The organism is Timonella sp. A28 (genome assembly GCF_051200815.1).
In the GTDB taxonomy this organism is placed as follows: domain Bacteria; phylum Actinomycetota; class Actinomycetes; order Actinomycetales; family Cellulomonadaceae; genus Timonella.
This window is the reverse complement of the sequence record NZ_CP195159.1, coordinates 269,453-287,118: the sequence shown is the minus strand read 5'-3', so window position 1 is coordinate 287,118 and position 17,666 is coordinate 269,453. Positions and strand designations below refer to the sequence as shown.

General features: G+C 53.4%; 20 protein-coding genes and 1 tRNA gene. 7 read left to right on the top strand and 14 right to left on the bottom strand.

From position 1 onward, the window contains the following. Positions 1–114: 114 nt before the first annotated feature. The 6 genes from ettA to ACR9EC_RS01380 all read right to left on the bottom strand — a co-directional run bounded on the left by ettA (position 115) and on the right by ACR9EC_RS01380 (position 7,062). Entirely contained in the window at positions 115–1,797 is a 1,683-nt protein-coding gene (gene ettA, locus ACR9EC_RS01405) for an energy-dependent translational throttle protein EttA (RefSeq protein WP_435299741.1), read from the bottom strand. A gap of 156 nt (positions 1,798–1,953) precedes the next feature. Continuing rightward, complete coding sequence (locus tag ACR9EC_RS01400; protein WP_435299740.1) at positions 1,954–3,522, bottom strand: ABC transporter; 1,569 nt, start codon at positions 3,520–3,522, stop codon at positions 1,954–1,956. A gap of 25 nt (positions 3,523–3,547) precedes the next feature. Further along, the gene (locus ACR9EC_RS01395; RefSeq protein ID WP_435299739.1) at positions 3,548–5,155 is read right to left on the bottom strand and encodes a GTPase; all 1,608 of its coding nucleotides are present in this window, start codon (positions 5,153–5,155) and stop codon (positions 3,548–3,550) included. A 22-nt stretch (positions 5,156–5,177) separates the two neighbouring features. Next, positions 5,178–5,351: a hypothetical protein gene (locus ACR9EC_RS01390; protein ID WP_435299738.1), complete on the bottom strand. Its 174-nt coding sequence runs from the start codon at positions 5,349–5,351 to the stop codon at positions 5,178–5,180. 188 nt (positions 5,352–5,539) lie between these two features. Then, complete coding sequence (locus ACR9EC_RS01385) at positions 5,540–6,508, bottom strand: GlxA family transcriptional regulator (RefSeq protein WP_435299737.1); 969 nt, start codon at positions 6,506–6,508, stop codon at positions 5,540–5,542. Then, positions 6,505–7,062, bottom strand: a complete 558-nt coding sequence (locus tag ACR9EC_RS01380; RefSeq protein ID WP_435299736.1) for a cysteine hydrolase family protein — start codon at positions 7,060–7,062, stop codon at positions 6,505–6,507. The genes ACR9EC_RS01385 and ACR9EC_RS01380 overlap by 4 nt, the downstream gene beginning before the upstream one ends. Before the next feature lie 244 nt (positions 7,063–7,306). On the opposite strand from ACR9EC_RS01380, the gene ACR9EC_RS01375 reads away from it, so the two are divergent. Together ACR9EC_RS01375 and ACR9EC_RS01370 are read left to right on the top strand one after the other, a co-directional pair. Beyond that, complete coding sequence (locus ACR9EC_RS01375; RefSeq protein WP_435299735.1) at positions 7,307–7,447, top strand: hypothetical protein; 141 nt, start codon at positions 7,307–7,309, stop codon at positions 7,445–7,447. Next, positions 7,448–7,642, top strand: coding sequence for a helix-turn-helix transcriptional regulator (locus tag ACR9EC_RS01370; RefSeq protein ID WP_435299734.1), 195 nt, complete (start codon positions 7,448–7,450; stop codon positions 7,640–7,642). A gap of 44 nt (positions 7,643–7,686) precedes the next feature. Here ACR9EC_RS01370 and ACR9EC_RS01365 read toward each other — a convergent pair. The 4 genes from ACR9EC_RS01365 to rnhA all read right to left on the bottom strand — a co-directional run bounded on the left by ACR9EC_RS01365 (position 7,687) and on the right by rnhA (position 9,853). After that, a tRNA-His gene (locus tag ACR9EC_RS01365) sits at positions 7,687–7,763 on the bottom strand. Positions 7,764–7,913: 150 nt separating this feature from the next. Next, a complete protein-coding gene (gene orn, locus ACR9EC_RS01360) occupies positions 7,914–8,564 on the bottom strand; it encodes an oligoribonuclease (RefSeq protein ID WP_435299733.1) in 651 nt (216 codons plus the stop codon). A gap of 2 nt (positions 8,565–8,566) precedes the next feature. Further along, complete coding sequence (gene map, locus ACR9EC_RS01355; RefSeq protein WP_435299732.1) at positions 8,567–9,334, bottom strand: type I methionyl aminopeptidase; 768 nt, start codon at positions 9,332–9,334, stop codon at positions 8,567–8,569. Between the two features lie 39 nt (positions 9,335–9,373). After that, entirely contained in the window at positions 9,374–9,853 is a 480-nt protein-coding gene (rnhA, locus tag ACR9EC_RS01350) for a ribonuclease HI (RefSeq protein WP_435299731.1), read from the bottom strand. Between the two features lie 168 nt (positions 9,854–10,021). Here rnhA and ACR9EC_RS01345 point away from each other — a divergent pair, with 168 nt between their 5' ends. The 3 genes from ACR9EC_RS01345 (at position 10,022) to ACR9EC_RS01335 (ending at position 13,687) form a co-directional block, all read left to right on the top strand. Beyond that, entirely contained in the window at positions 10,022–10,675 is a 654-nt protein-coding gene (locus tag ACR9EC_RS01345) for a GntR family transcriptional regulator (RefSeq protein ID WP_435299730.1), read from the top strand. 74 nt (positions 10,676–10,749) lie between these two features. Then, positions 10,750–11,757 carry a magnesium and cobalt transport protein CorA gene (locus ACR9EC_RS01340; protein ID WP_435299729.1) on the top strand — a complete coding sequence of 336 codons (1,008 nt, stop codon included), beginning with the start codon at positions 10,750–10,752 and terminating at the stop codon, positions 11,755–11,757. 151 nt (positions 11,758–11,908) lie between these two features. Further along, entirely contained in the window at positions 11,909–13,687 is a 1,779-nt protein-coding gene (locus ACR9EC_RS01335; protein WP_435299728.1) for a glycosyl hydrolase family 18 protein, read from the top strand. A 55-nt stretch (positions 13,688–13,742) separates the two neighbouring features. Here ACR9EC_RS01335 and ACR9EC_RS01330 read toward each other — a convergent pair whose 3' ends face one another. After that, entirely contained in the window at positions 13,743–14,288 is a 546-nt protein-coding gene (locus ACR9EC_RS01330) for a TetR/AcrR family transcriptional regulator (RefSeq protein WP_435299727.1), read from the bottom strand. A gap of 87 nt (positions 14,289–14,375) precedes the next feature. Between ACR9EC_RS01330 and ACR9EC_RS01325 the strand changes: the two genes are divergently transcribed. Beyond that, positions 14,376–14,864 (top strand): FBP domain-containing protein, encoded by a 489-nt coding sequence (locus ACR9EC_RS01325; RefSeq protein WP_435299726.1) that lies wholly within the window; start codon positions 14,376–14,378, stop codon positions 14,862–14,864. On the opposite strand, the gene ACR9EC_RS01320 is transcribed toward ACR9EC_RS01325, so the two are convergent. From ACR9EC_RS01320 to ACR9EC_RS01310, 3 genes are all read right to left on the bottom strand, one after another. Beyond that, positions 14,842–15,393, bottom strand: a complete 552-nt coding sequence (locus ACR9EC_RS01320; RefSeq protein WP_435299725.1) for a TetR/AcrR family transcriptional regulator — start codon at positions 15,391–15,393, stop codon at positions 14,842–14,844. The two genes, ACR9EC_RS01325 and ACR9EC_RS01320, sit on opposite strands and share 23 nt — an antisense overlap. After that, positions 15,380–15,916, bottom strand: a complete 537-nt coding sequence (locus ACR9EC_RS01315; RefSeq protein WP_435299724.1) for an HPP family protein — start codon at positions 15,914–15,916, stop codon at positions 15,380–15,382. Before ACR9EC_RS01315 ends, ACR9EC_RS01320 begins: the two co-directional genes overlap by 14 nt. 88 nt (positions 15,917–16,004) lie before the next feature. After that, the gene (locus ACR9EC_RS01310) at positions 16,005–16,313 is read right to left on the bottom strand and encodes an ArsR/SmtB family transcription factor (RefSeq protein WP_435299723.1); all 309 of its coding nucleotides are present in this window, start codon (positions 16,311–16,313) and stop codon (positions 16,005–16,007) included. Positions 16,314–16,367: 54 nt separating this feature from the next. Between ACR9EC_RS01310 and ACR9EC_RS01305 the strand changes: the two genes are divergently transcribed. Continuing rightward, positions 16,368–17,414, top strand: a complete 1,047-nt coding sequence (locus tag ACR9EC_RS01305; RefSeq protein WP_435299722.1) for a flavin-containing monooxygenase — start codon at positions 16,368–16,370, stop codon at positions 17,412–17,414. Positions 17,415–17,666: the final 252 nt, after the last annotated feature.

Sequence of the window (17,666 nt, the reverse complement as noted above, 5' to 3'; positions counted from 1 at the left end):
TGCAATTGATGCGAAATGAGCACTCTCAATCGCGCGAGTCGCACTATTTTCTTTTTAAAACATTATTGGGCTGGCATCCCAATAGCAGATACCAGCCCAATATATGTTCACTCACTAGTCACGAGTCAGCTTACGGTGAGTAACGCGGTGAGGACGCGCAGCTTCAGCACCAAGACGAGCGATCTTGTTCGCCTCATACGATTCAAAGTTTCCTTCAAACCAGTACCAGTTCGACGGGTCTTCTTCCGTACCCTCATATGCGAGGATGTGCGTTGCTACTCGGTCAAGGAACCAACGGTCGTGCGAGACGACAACAGCACAACCAGGGAACTCAAGAAGAGCGTTCTCCAATGAACCAAGCGTTTCCACGTCAAGGTCGTTAGTTGGCTCGTCAAGAAGCAACAAGTTTCCACCCTGCTTCAACGTCAACGCAAGGTTCAAACGGTTGCGTTCACCACCAGACAAAACACCGGCAGGCTTCTGCTGGTCTGGGCCTTTAAACCCAAACGCCGCAACATACGCACGCGAAGGCATTTCAACCTGTCCGACCTTAATAAAGTCAAGACCATCAGAAACAACCTCGAACAGTGTCTTGTCAGGGTCGATACCGCCACGAGACTGGTCGACGTAAGAAATCTTGACGGTTTCTCCGACCTTCAAGTCACCGCCATCTAATGGTTCAAGCCCAACAATGGTCTTAAACAATGTCGTCTTACCAACACCGTTAGGGCCAATCACACCAACGATGCCGTTACGTGGAAGCGAGAACGACAGACCATCAATGAGCACACGCTCATCGAAGCCCTTCTTCAAGTCCTGAGCTTCAATAACGACGTTTCCAAGACGTGGCCCTGGTGGAATCTGGATCTCTTCAAAGTCCAGTTTCCTAGTGCGCTCCGCCTCAGCGGCCATCTCTTCATAGCGGGCCAAACGAGCCTTCGACTTAGTTTGACGGCCCTTAGCGTTCTGACGCACCCAGTCGAGTTCGTCTGCAAGACGCTTAGCAAGTTTTGCGTCCTTCTTACCCTGAACCTCAAGACGCTCACGCTTCTTTTCAAGGTAAGTCGAGTAGTTACCCTCGTATGGGTAGAGGCGTCCACGGTCAACCTCACAGATCCACTCTGCAACGTGGTCGAGAAAGTAACGGTCGTGGGTAACCGCAAGGATAGCGCCAGGGTAAGTTGCAAGGTGCTGCTCAAGCCACAACACAGACTCTGCATCAAGGTGGTTAGTTGGCTCGTCGAGGAGCAGAAGATCTGGCTTTTCCAACAGCAACTTACACAATGCGACACGGCGGCGCTCACCACCAGAAAGCACTGTCACGTCAGCGTCAGCTGGAGGGCAACGCAACGCATCCATGGCCTGCTCAAGCTGGTTGTCCAAGTCCCACGCGTTAGCGTGGTCAAGGGCTTCTTGCAGGTCACCCATCTCAGCCAACAGAGCATCAAAATCAGCGTCTGGTTCAGCCATAAGAGCTGAAATCTCGTTGAAGCGGTCCAGTTTGCCTTTAATCTCAGCAACAGACTCTTCAATGTTTCCAAGAACAGTTTTCTCCTCGTTAAGAGGAGGCTCCTGCAGCAAGATACCTACTGTGTATCCGGGAGCTAGGCGCGCTTCACCGTTCGAAGGCTGGTCAAGTCCTGCCATGATCTTGAGGATCGTGGACTTACCTGCTCCGTTCGGTCCAACAACACCGATCTTTGCGCCTGGAAGAAAGTTCAGTGAAACGTCATCAAGGATGACCTTGTCACCGTGCGCTTTACGCGCCTTATACATGGTGTAAATGAACTCAGCCACTGGCTTCTCGTCCGCCTTGTGTTCGACTTAGACTTGTTTTCAACACACCAGCCTACGCGGTCAATGCAACTTTTGGCTCATCGTCCACAATGTTTTGTGAGCGACTCGTCGAGAATCACAAGGAAACGACGCGCAATAGCGTGATGCGCATATTTTTTACACTGTTGCCTTTGCCTCAGCGTCATCAGGTGTGGAAGCTTTGCCGCTGTTCTCAACGGACTGCTCCACCGGTTTCGCATGCGCAGGTGATTGCGGCGCAGACACATGCATAACATGCTTTTGCACGGTGTCATGAGCCTGCAAAATTTTAGCCACAGGGATAAACAACACCTCGTCAAGGACACGAGACACCGCCTCAGCCGCAGCATCCCGCAACGCCTCCGCCCGAGCACGGCCAGCACGACGCAATATGCGGGCCCGCCGTTGAGCAAAAGCAAACCCAACAAGCGCACTCACAACAGCTACCCCAAGCAACACAACACCAAGAGGAATCGTAAAGACCACCTCAACAAGTGCAGCAACCCCCAGCAGAGCTAACACTGCTGCTAAAGACCACGCCACAATTGCGGGCACTCGACTCGCATGCGCGACAGGACCCCACGGCACTTCAACAGCGCCAAGTTCTTTTTCCAGTCCAGCACTCAGTTCGTCCGACTCACCGGCCGCAGCACTCACAGCTTTCGCCCACTGGCTTCGCATATGTGCGGTAACACGTTCAATCCAACGCCCACGCAACGTGTTTACAGCACTAGGCGACGCAACAGAAATATGCGGGGCCTCCCCCACACTCCGGCCTTGCGCCGTACGCTCAGAAACATCATCTGCCAACGCTGGAATACCCGAAGCAACAAGATACCGGTCTGCTTCTGCACGAGCTGTAGCATGCAAATCTGTTGCGACACCACCAGGGACATGCTGACCAATAAGTCGCGCCAACCGGACAAGCTCGTCACGCAACCGCCGCGAAGCCATCGTGCGACGACTCACCGCACTACGCAGATCTTCTCGAAGGTCAGCGATTCCATCCCCCGTCCGAGCAGAAATACCGCGGATCTCAACCTTATCGAGTCCATCCTTCTCTAACAGACGAGCAATATCGTCAACAAGAGTTTCCCGGCCCTGCTCAGGGATCGTATCAACCTGATTCAACACAACAATCATGGACGCTTCCGTGCCCACTAAACCCCGCAAATATCCGGCATGTAATGCTTCATCCGCATACTTTTGTGGGTCAACAATCCACATGAGCACGTCAACCAGCGGCAACACTTTGTCGACAATCGTGCGATGGTGCTCCGCAACCGAATCGTGATCTGGCAAATCAAGCAAGATCATGCCATGAAGCGCACGCTGATCTTCACCATCTAACGCAGTGTCACGAGAAATACGGCGGTCAGAATCTACCTCTAACCAATCTAATAACGCTGTCGCGTCAGAACTCCACGTGCATGAAGCCACGCGCGCTGTCGTAGGACGTAACACGCCCACATCTGCGAATTCCAAACCCGAAAGCGCATTAAACGTTGACGATTTTCCTGAACCTGTACCACCAGCAAGAGCAACAATCGTATGATCGACACCCAAATCGAGGCGCTTCTCAATAGAATTGAGAATCTCATACCCTTGTTTCTGTAACTCAAGCGGTAAATATGGTTTTCCCGTTTCGAGTGCTGCCCGTAACTCAGCGACTTGAACTCGATACTGTTGTGCGTCAGTACTACTCATTGTTGTCCCCTCTCGCTGGTCGACGTTATCTAAGCTTCTTTAATTCAGCTACACGGACACGAATTCGAGTTGCTGATTCGTCGTGCACGTCCAAAGCCTCTAGTTGAGTAACAACATCAACGTATTCGCCCAGAATCAGTCGATCGTAAACGTCAGCAAGAGCGGTTGTTGCCTGTTCGACGATCGCATCTGATTCGTTTCCAAGGATGCGTCTACTCCAAGCATGCGCGTCGTCTAAGCCAAGAGATGCTGCTACAAGAATGGTAGTGAGCGCTGGCGTGCTTAATCCTTTGACAGCACATGCTACTTGTTTCGTTGCGTTGTCAGCGATGAATTGTTCGACAGTTGTGGTGGTGTCCTTGAGCCATTCATCTACCGCTTCAGCGATCGTAAGTGTGCGTGGTGGAAAGGCGGTTACGTCAATGTGGGTGCCACCCGGAACATCTTCGAGTGCTGCTTTAACATGCTGACGAGCATCAAAGATTGTGTCTGTTCCCGCTTGAATGATGAGTTCTCGCAGCGAGGGCAGTGCTTGTTGAGCGGCTTCTTCTCGCTTGCGGCGGATACGATTTGAGCCTTGTACGTAACCTGACCGGCCGATTGCTTTATCGAGGCGCGCTTGAGTGGCAAAAAGCGACCATTGGGAGTTCCCTGCCCCACCAAAGAGTGTGTGATCAGCGATTTCTGCACGAATTTTTTCGACGCTTGCCATGAGCGACGTTTTAGCTGTGTCGTCGATTGTTGCTTGGGCAGCAACTTGCTCTTCTGTTGCTGTAGCTAAATCGAGGAGGCGTGGCGGCAAAGCATCCAACGCGCCACGAAGCGTACGCACGATAACTGCGCGTGCTTGATCTGCGCCGGAAAGAGTGGTCAACCAGTTTCGGATAGGTGCGATTGCTGAACTCGGCAGGAGCCCCTCGTGCGGACCTTGATCTTCAACAACAAACAGCGGAGTCTTTTCCATACCGTGATCGCGGAGACGAGAATGCAAATCTAGGCGTACCCGTTTCACTGAAGCTTTCGGGGCGCGGTTGAGGATCATCGCAACTGACGTGCCACGTTCTTTAGCGCTAATAAGAGTCTTCCACGGTAGTGCGTCACCGTAACGTTGAGAAGTAGTGACGAATAGCCACAAGTCAGCGCTTTCGAGAAGACGGCGCGCTGTTTCCCTGTTTTCTTCACGAATGGAGTCGAGATCTGGTGCGTCAAGCACAGCGATTCCGCGAGGTATTCCTTCATGCGTTTTGAGGAGTACTTCGCCGACGAGCGGACTGCGGCGCATGAGTTCTTCGTCGCGTGGATGCACCACAAGTATGGGTTCAAGTGTGGTGGGACGCAGGATTGAAGCATCTGAAATTTCTTCACCAACAAGAGAGTTGGTGATGGTGGATTTACCAGCGCCTGTAGACCCTGCAACAACAACGACTGCTGGCGTAGAAAGCTCTGCAAGACGCGGCAGCAAATGATCGTCCAGTTGTGCAAGCAAAAGCTTTTTAGCGCTATGTGCGTCTTCTGCGCTCGATACGGGAATGGGGAACGCCAGCGAGTCAGCATCAGTGCGTAAGTCTTTGACAATGTCAAAGACTGTGCTTCCGATTGCTGGCAGGCTTTGGTGCTGTGCTACAAGTCCCACGCGTTCCCCATCACTTCATCCCTTAGCCCTGTTCGGGCTCTTCTGTGCTTTCTACGTCGTCGTTCGGCTCCTCACCTGCGAGGATTCGAGCGGCTGGTACAAAACCTTGAGACGAGGCTGGCGCGTCTGCGGTTTCTAACCATGCGTCGACACCGAGGTGGGTGCCTTCAACGTTATTGTCTTTATGTTCGGCCATTGTGACCTCCTGTTAACGGTGCGTTGTACCGCAATATTAGCCGTTTTACCATGCTCACGGTGTGCATCGGTGAGGGCACGCACAAACGAAGGGTTTTTCGTCCTTAAGCGAATTGTTTTCAAGGAGTTTTGGGGGTTTAGTGTGCAGTGGTGGAAGTTGCGTTAAAGGTGGCGTGTGCGCGCAGAGGGTTAGGCGCGTGTTGTTCTGTTGTGGAGGGTGCGGAGCATTCGGGCGTCATCGAACCCGACTGTGCGTGCCGCGATTTCGCGGGTTGCCCCTGATGTGATGAGTCGTTGGGCGTGTTCGTAACGGATCATGTGTTGGTAGCGCAGCGGTGTCATGTGGATGCTTCGAGCGAATGCTCTGGTAAGGGTGCGGGTACTAACTTTCCCGTGGTCTGCGAGGACAGTGAGGGGAAGCTTTTGGGTGTAGTTCTCTTCAATAAAGTCTTGGATGCGGTGGACGAGATCGTCGACGTGATCACGGTGTTGCAGCATGACGCTGTCTTGCGGTTCGTGCCCGTTTCGTCGCGCATAGATCACCATTGCTCGGGCTATTCGTGAGGCAGTTTGTGGCCCTAAGCGTTGCGCAACGAGGTGCAGTGAGAGGTCGATTCCGCTGGCTATGCCCGCAGAGGTGTGAATGTTGCCGTCGTTCACGTACAGCACGTCAGGAACGACCTGCACATGCGGGTAGAGCACGGCCAGACGATGTTGCAGGTCATGGTGGGTGGTTGCTTTTCGGCCATCAAGTAGCCCTATTTCAGCGAGCGCAAAAGCTCCAGCACACACGCTCATTATGGTGCCGCCGCGCCCGTGATGGTGGATGAGGTGTTCTAATACATCGCGTGGGATGTGTCCGATTGTGTTTGTGCTGCAAACATGCCAGCCGGGGATCACAATAATGTCTTCAGGTGCAAGGGCTGGCCAGCGTGTTTCTACGTGAAGTGGCAACCCCTGAAAAGACGTCACTGATGGTGCGCTGGAAACGTAAGACAACTCCCATGTTTGGGTGGAGTGCTCAGACACAGCACTGAAAACTTGTGCGGGACCTGCTAGGTCAAGCAGGTGCACGTGTGGTGCAATCACAAACACGACTCGCACCGCGTGTGGGGTGCGAGTCGTGTTGTCAGTTAAAACAGAAGGTGCAGTGTTCATGCCCGTAAAGTTGTTAGCGCTTCTTCCAGTGTTGCGATGCGTGCGAAACGTCCCGCGAGCGCATATTCCGTCCGTTCAATGATCGCATCAACGGGTAGGGTTTCGCCGGTGTCTGGGCGAGTTATTGGGAATGTTGCGGTCGCTTCCGTGACGAAGGTGACCTGATATCCGAGGTCTGCTGCAACTCGCGTGGTTGTTTCACAGCACTGTTCTGTTTGGATTCCCACAATCATGAGTGTGGTGACCCCCGCCTTAGTGAGCTGCTGGGCGAGGTTTGTTGTTGTGAATGCGTTCCGTGACGTTTTAATTACTTGCGGCTCATCTTCGTGAACGTCAAGCCCTTCTATTGGGCGCACGAAACCTTGGGCAGGATCAAACACGGTACCGCTGTGTGGTGAAGTGTGCCAAACCCAGTACACGGGATGCTGTGCTGCGCGTGCAGCGTCAACTAATGTCATCACGTCGCGCACAATATGCGGGTTAGACACCTGCGCCCACACGGGCAAGTTCCGAAACGATTCCTGTACATCAATCACAAGCAATGCTGTAGTCATGCATTAAGAATTTCGTGTTTTACTGCCCGCTTCCAGAGCAAATACAGCCAATAACCGGAACGATCCGGTCACGCAAAGAAATAAAAACACGGATTATTCAGATCTGTTCTTTGAACGCTGGACCCAATGGTTTACTCTCGTCAACAAACCCGAAACTAAAGAACAACTAGACAAGGGTGGGAGCCAAAGATAGTGGCTCCCACCCCCACCGATAAGCCTTCAGGACATTATGAACATAGTCAAGATGAGCGCAAGCATGATAGCGCTCCTCGCAGGTCTTCTAGCAATAGGAGAAAACAACGTGGCAGCCGCACTGTCAGTTCTTGCCGGAGTGCTCATCACTAACGACATGCTTCAAGACATGAGAAAGAAAAAGGAGGAGTAAATGTCAGTGCAATACCTATCACTGCTACAGGTCGCTGAGCGTCTTGGTGTCACGCGCAACACGATCGCGGGCTATAAACTCCCGGAGCCTGACGCTTTCATTGGCACTACTCGCGGCTGGCTGCCCGAAACAATCGATGCGTGGGATGCCGCCCGGCCACGCAAGCGCCGTGTGCCGCGCCCAGTTAGCGAATGAAAAGAGAAAGCCTCACCCACAAAGGGTGAGGCCTTCTGCTTCATTGGGGTGAGTAACGGGATTCGAACCCGCGACCTCCGGTACCACAAACCAGCGCTCTAACCTACTGAGCTATACCCACCATGTTCACGTTGCTCTTATAAGCCTATAAGCGCTTGTTGAACTCGCGGTTCGCACCGCGACGTAAAAAGCATACCTGTTTTATGCAGGGAATCTAAAACCGACGGCACGTGATCCGCGCCACGCCTGCGCGCAGGGCTGGTTTCAGCTGTCAGGCACGGTATGAGGAGGGTACGGATATTGTTCCTGATACGGCACTGTCTGCTACTTGTGCTGCTACTGCTCGTGCCGCTTGGGTGTCTGGCCCTGGCTGTGGCACGAACATCGCTGCCCTGTAGTACCGCAGCTCATCTATTGATTCGAGGATGTCTGCGAGCGCTCGGTGTCCGCCGTGTTTTTCTGGTGAGGCGAAGTAGATTCGCGGGTACCAGCGTCGGGCGAGTTCTTTGATGGATGAGACGTCGACGATGCGGTAGTGCAGGTAGTTGGTGAGGTTTTTCATGTCGCGTTCGAGGAACATTTTGTCGGTTGCGACTGAGTTTCCGGCGAGTGGGCTTTTTCCGGCGATGGGTGCGTGGGTGCGTATGTAGTTGAGTATGAGTGTTTCGGCTTCGGCGAGGGTTACGCCGGTGTCGAGTTCGTGGATGAGTCCGGATGCGGTGTGCATTTTTGTGACGTAGTCGCCCATGTGTTCGAGGGCTTCTGCGGGTGGTTTGATGACGACGTTGATGCCGTCGCCGAGTACGTTGAGTTCGGCGTCGGTGACGACTGCTGCGATTTCGACGAGTGCGTCGTGTTCGAGGTCGAGTCCGGTCATTTCACAATCGATCCAGATGATGCGATCGTTGATTCCGTTTGCCATGGTTATACCGCTGTCAGGATGTCGGGTCCGTTTTCTGTGATTGCGATTGTGTGTTCCCAGTGGGCTGCGCGTCCGCCGCGGGTGGAGCGGATGGTCCAGCCGTCGTCGTCGTACATGTAGTCGCCGCGTCCACCAAGGATGAACATGGGTTCGATTGCGATGACGAGTCCGGCTTGTAGTTTCATGCCTTTACCGCGTCGTCCTTCGTTGGGTACGAAGGGGTCCATGTGCATTTCGGTGCCGATGCCGTGGCCGCCGTGGTCGTTGAGGTTGCCGAGTTTGTTTTTCTTGGCGATTTGGTTGATGGCGTAGCCGATATCGCCGATTGTGTTGCCGATTTTAGCGGCTTCGATGCCTGCGTAGAGTGCTTGGCGGGTGAGTTCAACTAGTGCGGTGTCTTCGGGTGCTGCGTTGCCTACGATGAAGGTGCGTGCTGAGTCGCCGCACCAGCCGTTGAGTACTGCGCCGAAGTCGATTGAGATGACGTCTCCGTCTTGGATTGTGTAGTTGTTGGGGATGCCGTGGACGATGGCGTCGTTGACTGATGCGCAGATGCTTCCAGGGAAGGGTGTGGGTGCCCAGTCTGGGTGGTAGTTGAGGAAGGGCGAGATTGCGCCTGCTTCTTTGAGGACGCGTGCTCCGATGGCGTCTAGGTCGCGTAGGGTCATGCCGATTTCTGCGGCTTGTTCCATGGCCTGTAGTGCTGTTGCGACGACGTGGCCGGCTTCGCGCATTTTTTCGATTTGTTGCCCGTTTTTTATCTCAATCACTTCTCTAGGCTATCGTTTTTGAGGGGTTGGGGGCTTTGTTCAGTGTTGTGGGTTTGCTCGCACCTGTTCGACGCCTTTGTTGGCGAGTTGGTCTGCGCGTTCGTTGCCGGGGTCGCCGGAGTGTCCTTTGACCCATTTCCAAGTGATGGTGTGGCGTTGTGTTTGGTTGTCGAGTTCTTGCCAGAGTTCGGCGTTTTTGACTGGTTTTTTGTCTGCGGTGCGCCAGTTGTTGCGTTTCCATCCGTGTATCCAGGCTGTGATGCCTTTCATGACGTAGGTTGAGTCGACGTGGATGGTTACTGTGCAGGGGCGTTTGAGGGTTTTGAGTCCTTCGATGACGGCGGTGAGTTCCATGCGGTTGTTGGTTGTGGTTGTTTCGCCGCCGTAGATTTCTTTTTCGTGGCTGCCTGAGCGTAGCCATACTCCCCAGCCGCCGATTCCGGGGTTTCCTTTGCAGGCTCCGTCGGTCCACATTTCTACTGTGGTGAGTTCTGTGGGTTCGTGTGGGCTATTCGACATGCCCCTATTTTTGCAGATGGGGTTTGCAGTCGGGTGGTTTTGTTGCTTGTTTTCGGGGTGACTTGTGTGTGTTGGCTGTTGTGCTTGCGTGGTTTTTGGGTTTGTGGGCGTTAGCATTTTGGTTTATTGGCGGGTCGGTTGTGTTGTGAGTTAAGAGTCGGGTTTTTTATGGATCAATCTTTGGGTTCTGTGCATCAAACGTTGAGTCAGTCTGTGTATGCGGAGTTGCGGCGTCGTATTGTTGAGCGTCGTTATGAGCCTGGTGATCGTTTGGTTGAGCGTGTGCTTGCCGACGAGATGGATGTGTCGCGGGTGCCTGTGCGTGAGGCGTTGCGTGAGTTGGTGCGTGATGGGCTTGTTGATGTTGCGCCGCGTAAGGGCATGTTTGTGCGTCGGGTGTCTCGTGAGGATCTTGTTGAGTTGGTGGAGATTCGTTCGGCGCTTGATGTGTTGTTGTTTAAGCGTTTGGCGCTCAAGCTTGATGAGGTGTCGGTTGGACGGTTTCGGGCGTTGTTTGCAGATACTGAGTTAGCTATTGAGCAGGGTCGTATGGCTGATGCTGTGCTGTTGAATGGTCAGTTTCATGCGTTGGCGCAGAGTTGCGCTAGTTCGGATACGTTGCAGCAGATTATGCATACTGTTGAGGCGCGCATGTCGTGGTTGTTGACTCAGCACACTGATGTTTCGCACATGTTTGCGGAGCATAGGGGTTTGTTTGATGCGATGGTTGCTCAGGATTTTGTTCTTCTTGAGCGGTTGGTGCAGGAGCATGTTGAGTCGTCGTGGCGTAGTGCTGTGGGTTTGAATCCTGATTTGGCGTAGGTTTTTTCTTCGTCGTACATGTTGTGGTGTGCGCGGGTAGTATCCAAGCAGGGCTATTGTCTGCGGGAGGCGTGATGCGCACGGTATCTGACAATGATGTTCGGGTGACGTTGGCACGTTATGTGCGTGGTGAGCGGGTTTCGTGCGATGAGGTGTCGTTGCATGATCTTTCTGGGGCGTTGGTTGCTTGTGATGATGGTGAACATTTTTTAGTTGCGACGGTGGAGTCGGTGACTGCTCTTCATGCGAGTTTGCTTGCTGAGGTGTTGCCGTTGGATGAGTTGTTGAAGCAGGATGTGTTGTCGCCGTCGCAGCGTGCTCGTATTGATCGTGTGGGCGAGCAGTCTGTGACTGTTGTGAAGACTGCCGTGTATGACGGTGTTCGAGAGCGTGTTGAGTTGTCTGAACTGCATATTGTGACGACTCCGCGTTTTCTTCTTGTGCTTGGGCATTCGGGTATGCCGTCGGGTGGTGTTGTTGCAGATAGTCCTGTTGCGGTTGCGCGGTTTAAGAGTGGCACTCGTGGTGCTTTTTATCATGTGGTTGAGCGTATTGCGCAGGGTTATGTGTCGGTTGCTGAGGATCTTGAGCGTGATGTTGAGGGCATTGAGTTGCAGGTTTTTGGTGGGGACATTCATGCGCCTGAGCATATTTATCGTTTGGGGCGTGAGGTTTTAAAGTTTCAGCAGGCGGTTGTTCCTTTTGCTGATGCGCTTGATGGGCTTGTTGACGAGTTGGAGAGCGTTGATGATCCGCATACTCGTGAGGCTTTGCAGACGAAGCGTCTGATGCGTAGGGTGTCGCGGGCTATGGAGCGTGCTGCGGGTTTGCGTGAGTTGTTGAGTGAGATTCTTGAGGTGAATTCTGCGCTTATTGCTCAGCAGCAGAATGAGGATATGAAGAAGATTTCTTCGTGGGCGGCTATTTTGGTTGTGCCTACGCTGATTGCCGGGATTTATGGGATGAATTTCCGTAGGATGCCGGAGTTGTCGTGGGTGTTGGGTTATCCTTTTGCGTTGGCTGTGATGGCGGTTAGTAGCGGCTTGTTGTTTGTGGTGTTTAAGCGCCGTAATTGGTTGTAAATCTTTATTTCACCCTTCTGCTCCCCATGGAGTACTCCCCTTTACTGGTGCGGGTTGTTTTATTCCGTGTGAGGATGTGCGTGACGTTTGTTAGGAACCTTTTGTTATGGGTTTCTTAACCACTCGTCATTTCACAACCAAAGGAGTTTGTGTGTTTTCGCATCAAAAACCCGCGCTTGGTGCAGCACTTGTTAGTGCCTTCACTTTAAGCATGTTTGCTGCGGCCCCTGCGTCCGCGGCGCCCGACGAGCCTGCCCCTACGACCACGATTAATGGCTATAGGAATGTTGGCTATTACGGTCAGTGGCGTTCTGGTGATTCTTCTGGCGCGTCGATTAAGAATGCATTGGTGGATTCTGGGGCTGCAGCTAATCTGACTCACCTGAATTATTCGTTCGGTAATATTGCGGGCACTCAAGAAGCTCTTGATGCTGCTCGTGCCGCTGGCGTTAAGGGGTTGGAGGACGTTGACCCGTATACGTGTTTCATTTCTGATACTCCTGCACCGGCGCAGGGTGAGACTGAAACTGCTGGTGAGGCGTATAACGATTTTATGCGATCGTATAAGCCCTCTGAGTCTGTGCTGGGAGTTGCCGATAAGAAGAAGCAGAAACTTTCCGGTAATTTCAATCAGTTGAAGCAGCTGAAACGGCTGTACCCTGACTTGAAGATCAACATGTCGTTGGGTGGTTGGACGTGGTCTAAGTCTTTTTCGTCGGCTGTGGCGTCTCCTGAATCGCGTGAGCGTCTAGCCGAGTCGTGCATTGACCTGTACATTAAGGGAGATTTGCCTGAGATTGACGGCAAGGGCGGCGAGGGTGTTGCTGCTGGGATCTTCGATGGGTTTGACCTCGACTGGGAGTGGCCGGGTGCCCCTGACTGGTCTCAAGAGGTAGGTAACGTTGTTGATCCGGTGAATGACAAAGCGAACTTTATTGCGTTTGCTGCTGAACTGCGTGAGCAGCTTGATGACCTTGAGGAAGACTCAGATAAACGTTACGAGATTTCTGCGTTTATTCCAGCGAGCCCAACCGTTATTTCTGCTGGCGGCTGGAACACTCCTGAATTGTGGCAGAGCCTCGATTACGGAAACATTCAAGGCTATGACTTGTGGGGTTCGTGGACTACTGAGACTGGGCATCAGGGAAACGTGTATGGCGATTCTGCCCACAACTGGGGTCTTGGTTTAAACACGATTGTTGCGTCGTATGTGAACGCTGGTGTTGACCCGTCTAAGTTGAACCTTGGTTTGGCTGCGTATGGTCAGGGTTGGAAAGATGCACAGCCTGAACCGTGGACTCAGTCTGGTGGCGGTTTGGGTCAGCGCACGTGGGACGAGTTGAAGAAGGACGATTTGACGTTCCATCACGAGTACACGGCTGACGGCAAATTTAATGCCACGTGGGCGTATGACGAAGAAAACAAGCGTTTTTGGTCTCTTGACGATGAGGTTGCTGTTGCCGAAAAAACGAAGTGGGCGATTTCTCAGGGTCTGGGTGGTGTTGACTTCTGGGAGGTTGGAAACGACGTTGAGGGTGACTTGTCTGCGCAGTCAGCTCTTGTGTTGCGTGAGGCTGCAAAAGGCCCTGTTGCTGGTGTAGAGGCCGGTGATTGTGCGGCGACTCCGTCTGCGCAGTCGAAACAGTGGAATGCGTTGACTACGTTTAATAAGGGTGAGCGGGCTTTCCTTGACGGTCGCGTGTTTGAAACTCAATGGTATGCACGTGGCGAGGTGCCTGGTGTTTCTCCGACTGGCCCGTGGTTTACGGTCACAGAGTGTGGCGTTGATCCGGCTGTAGTGCAGGAGTGGGTCAGGGACAAAATCTACACGAAGGGTGATCAGGCGCTCTTTGATGGCGTGACGTATACGGCACGTTGGTGGACGCGCGGCGATCAGCCGGGTTCACAGTGGGGTCCGTGGCGTAAGTAGCCTGTGTTCAAGTAATTACCTAGATAGTGGGTGTTCCCGTGTGCGGGAGCACCCACTATTTTTGTGGGGCTGTGGCATCTAAGTGTGCGACTGCTGCCACGCGCGCGTGCGGGTACGTGTCTGGGGCGATCTTGTGCATACCTGCTAAGCCCATGGCAATAAATATGGTTCGGTCTGCTTCTGCGGCGCTCATTGTTGGGTCGGCTTCGCGTAATGCTGTTGTGAGCTCGTCGATTGTGTTGGCAAAAACGTGTGCGAATTTTGGGGTGCGTAAGGCGTGCGCCCATGCGTCTGCCCAGAGGCCGAGTTCTTGTTGCGCGTTGGCGTCGAGGTGGTTTGCGTAAAACTCGTTGAGTGGGTGTGTGTCTGTTTTTTCTGTTGCTGTTGTGAATTCTTGAATGTTTTCAGCAACGTAGGTGTTCCATGCTTCTGCGACGAGTTCGTCCACGCTGGAGAAGTGTTGGTGTATGAGCCCTGGTGAGCCGCCGCATTCTTCGGCTACGGAGCGTGCGGTGACTGCGGTGAATCCGCTGTTCCGCATGATGGTGAGCGCTGCGTTGATTATTGCGGCGCGGCGTTCGGCGCGTGCCAAGTAGGCCATAACGTTTTCCTTTAAATGTGTGGACGGTACTAGTGTAATACTTTAATCTGTACATGCGTACAGATTGATGTGCACAAGGAGACACTCATGCAAGCCCGCACGCTCACAGAACTACGAGCAGCACTAGAAAACGTTGACGACAAAACGCGAAAAACCGTTCGCATGCCAAAAACCTTGCCCCATATCGCATGGGACGAACTCGACTATTTAGGCTGGCGCGACCCCAGCGCACAGCAGCGAGGATACATATTCATAGAACACAACAAACGCCTACGCGGCATCATGGTCACACACGCACCAGCCAAAACTTCGGTTTCTAGGGCGGTCATGTGCGCTTTTTGTCGAATACCGCTGCGCTTTGAACAGGTTGTTTTGTTTACCGCGGCGATCTCATCGCACAGCAAGGAACTCTCCACACGGGGCACCTATTTGTGCACCGACCTGGACTGCAATATTCGAGTTAACGCACTACAACCTGCAACCCCGCTTGATCCGCCAGCAGAAGAGCTCGTCGCGGAAAAACGACGAGCTCTTGCAACACGAACAACAGCTTTTATTGAGGCGGTAATGCGGTAAGAACTCGGTCTTGCATGCGTGCAAGGCTGCGAGTAAAAAGATCCGAGTCGCTTGTTGTATGGGCGACGATGAGCGCGCCTTGGATTCCGCTCACTACGTCTTCTGCGATGCCGTTGGCTTCGTCGAGAGACACGCCGCTACGCTGCAAAGCATCGCGCAGATCGCCGATCCACTGCGTGAAATAGCTGCTCAATGCGCGGTTCAGGCTTTCCAGGCCAGGCTCAATGCCCACTCTTCCAATAAGGCAGAGCCGCCTACCTGAGTCGAAATATTCGCTCACCGCAGCAAACATTTCAGTCAGCTGCGGTTCTGGCTCACGCAGTACAGCAAACACACGTTCTTCAAACCATGCAGAGACATCTTCCACCACTGCGCCGAGCATCTGTGCTTTTCCGCCCGGGAAAAGGTTGTACAGGCTTCCTTTTCCTAGGCCGGTGGCTGCCGTAATGCTCGGCAGGCTTGTTGCAGCGAACCCTTGTTCGCGAAACAGTTCCGCTAGGTCACGTACTACGTGTTCACGATGTGCCATAGATTAGTTCCTTACGTTTCCTACCTACTGGCAGGGCAACCCCTAGAGGGTATTGTCGCCCTGCACCAGTGTGGAAGATTGCGCCGATTACCACGACCACAATAGCCCCTAATGCTATGGGGACAATCAGATACGACCATGCTTCTGCAGCAGTGATGATGACAATCGGGTTAGCCCCCGCGGGCGGGTGGGTTACACGCAGTGCCGCCATGACAGATATGGCAACTCCTACCCCAACAGCCACGGACCACCACTGCCCCGGCAAAAGTGCGGCGACAATGAGACCGCACAGCGCTGATACTACATGCCCGCCGACCACGTTAATGGGCTGAGACAGCGGGCTTTCCGGCAGAGTGAAGACAAGAACGCATGACGCACCAAAGGTAGCTGCGAGCAATGGAACTTGAAGCCAATGCGTGACGCCCGCTAAGGCGAGTATAGCCAGTGCCCCTCCTAGACCAGCTAAGGCTACGTTCCGCTTTGCAACTGCTGGCTGCTTGCGCTCCATGAGATTTTTAAGCATGTTTCACACCAATCGTTTGTACCGTTCAGTACAACCATAATTGATTGTACCGATCGGTACAAGTGACGGCGCGACAGACTTTACCTTTTCACTCAGCAGGCGGCGGGCAGCAGGCGGACAAATAGGCCTGCAGCAAAGAAAGATGTGTGGCAATTGCCTCAGCATCCGCGCGGTACTGTACATGCCTCCCCTGTTTAACAGCACACACAAGCCCTCCCTGTTTCAACATCGCAAGTTGCTCAGAAGCGGTCGACTGCCCAATGCCGCACCGCGCAGCAACGTCGTTCACGGAAAGCGCTTCACCGCCAGCAAATTCCTGCATAATGCGCTGCCGCGTTTCGCTAGCGAGAGCCTTCAAAAACAACTGCGTATCCTGCGAAAAAAGCGCTATGGTCATAACTCCACACTATCCACATATCGTCATATCGGAAAACGACGATATGATCGTTGCATGAAGGAAACCAACACTCTTGTCATCGGTGCAGGTCAAGCAGGACTAGCTGCCAGCTACCATCTACAAAGCCGAGGAACCACTCCCCTCATCGTCGAGGCAAACCAACAGCCCGGCGGATCATGGCGCGACTACTATGATTCGCTGCAACTATTTTCACCAGCACAATTTTCTAGCCTCCCCGGGCTCCCCTTTCCCGGAAACCCCAATCGCTACCCCACCCGCGACGACACCGTTAACTACCTCAACCAATACGCTGCACACCTCAACCTAGACATCGCCTACAACCAGCGCGTCACAAACATTTCATTTCACGACGACACACACCGCATCGTCGGAGAAAACATGAACATTTCAGCGCGCAACGTCATCGTTGCAACAGGAAGTTACGCCAACCCATACACGCCTGCTATCCCCGGAATGTCTACATTCACAGGCACTGTCATGCACGCAGCGCACTACCGCAACCCCAAAAAATTTGAAGGCCACCACATAGCGGTAGTTGGTGCCGGAAACTCGGCCGTGCAGATCGCCTGCGAACTCGCACCGCACGCCCACGTAACCCTTTACTCACGCGCTCCCCTGACGTGGCGCAAACAACGCATCCTGAATCGAGACGTGCACTGGTGGCTCATACACAGCGGATACGACTTCCTGCCCGTTAAAAAACTGCTTCCTCCGCACGTTCCAGTTATTGATAGCGGCAACTATCAAGAAGCGTTCCGCAACCGCACACTCACCAACAAACCAATGTTCCACGCAGTAGAAGGAAACTCACTCATCAACGCGGACGGGCAACGCAGCAGCGCAGACACAATCATTTTTGCGACAGGCTACAAACCCCATCTGCCATTCCTTCACAACACTCCAGCCGTAAACCACTCAGGGATGCCCCTACACAAGAACGGCATATCCACGACAGTCCCTAGACTCGGGTACGTCGGGCTCGAATATCAGCGCACTTTTGCGTCAGCCACACTTCGCGGAGTAGGACGAGACGCCAAAAGAGTCGTAAAAAACCTCACCAAAACCCGCAACAACGACTAGCAAACAGCTCCTGCGAAACAGCGGAATGAAAGATAAACACGGTAGATAAACGTACCGGAAGGCGGCGAAGGCGGCACACCGATCACGGGGCGATTCAGTGTGAACCGCATGACGGTGGCATGGCAGAAGACGCGAAACTCGGCCACCTGATACCCAGGCACCCGGCCAAGGCCGAACCCTCTGGAATTCTGGGTTATTCACGCCGCACCCCGAGCAGCAAAGTCCACAAAGTCCACAATCTGCTATACCGCT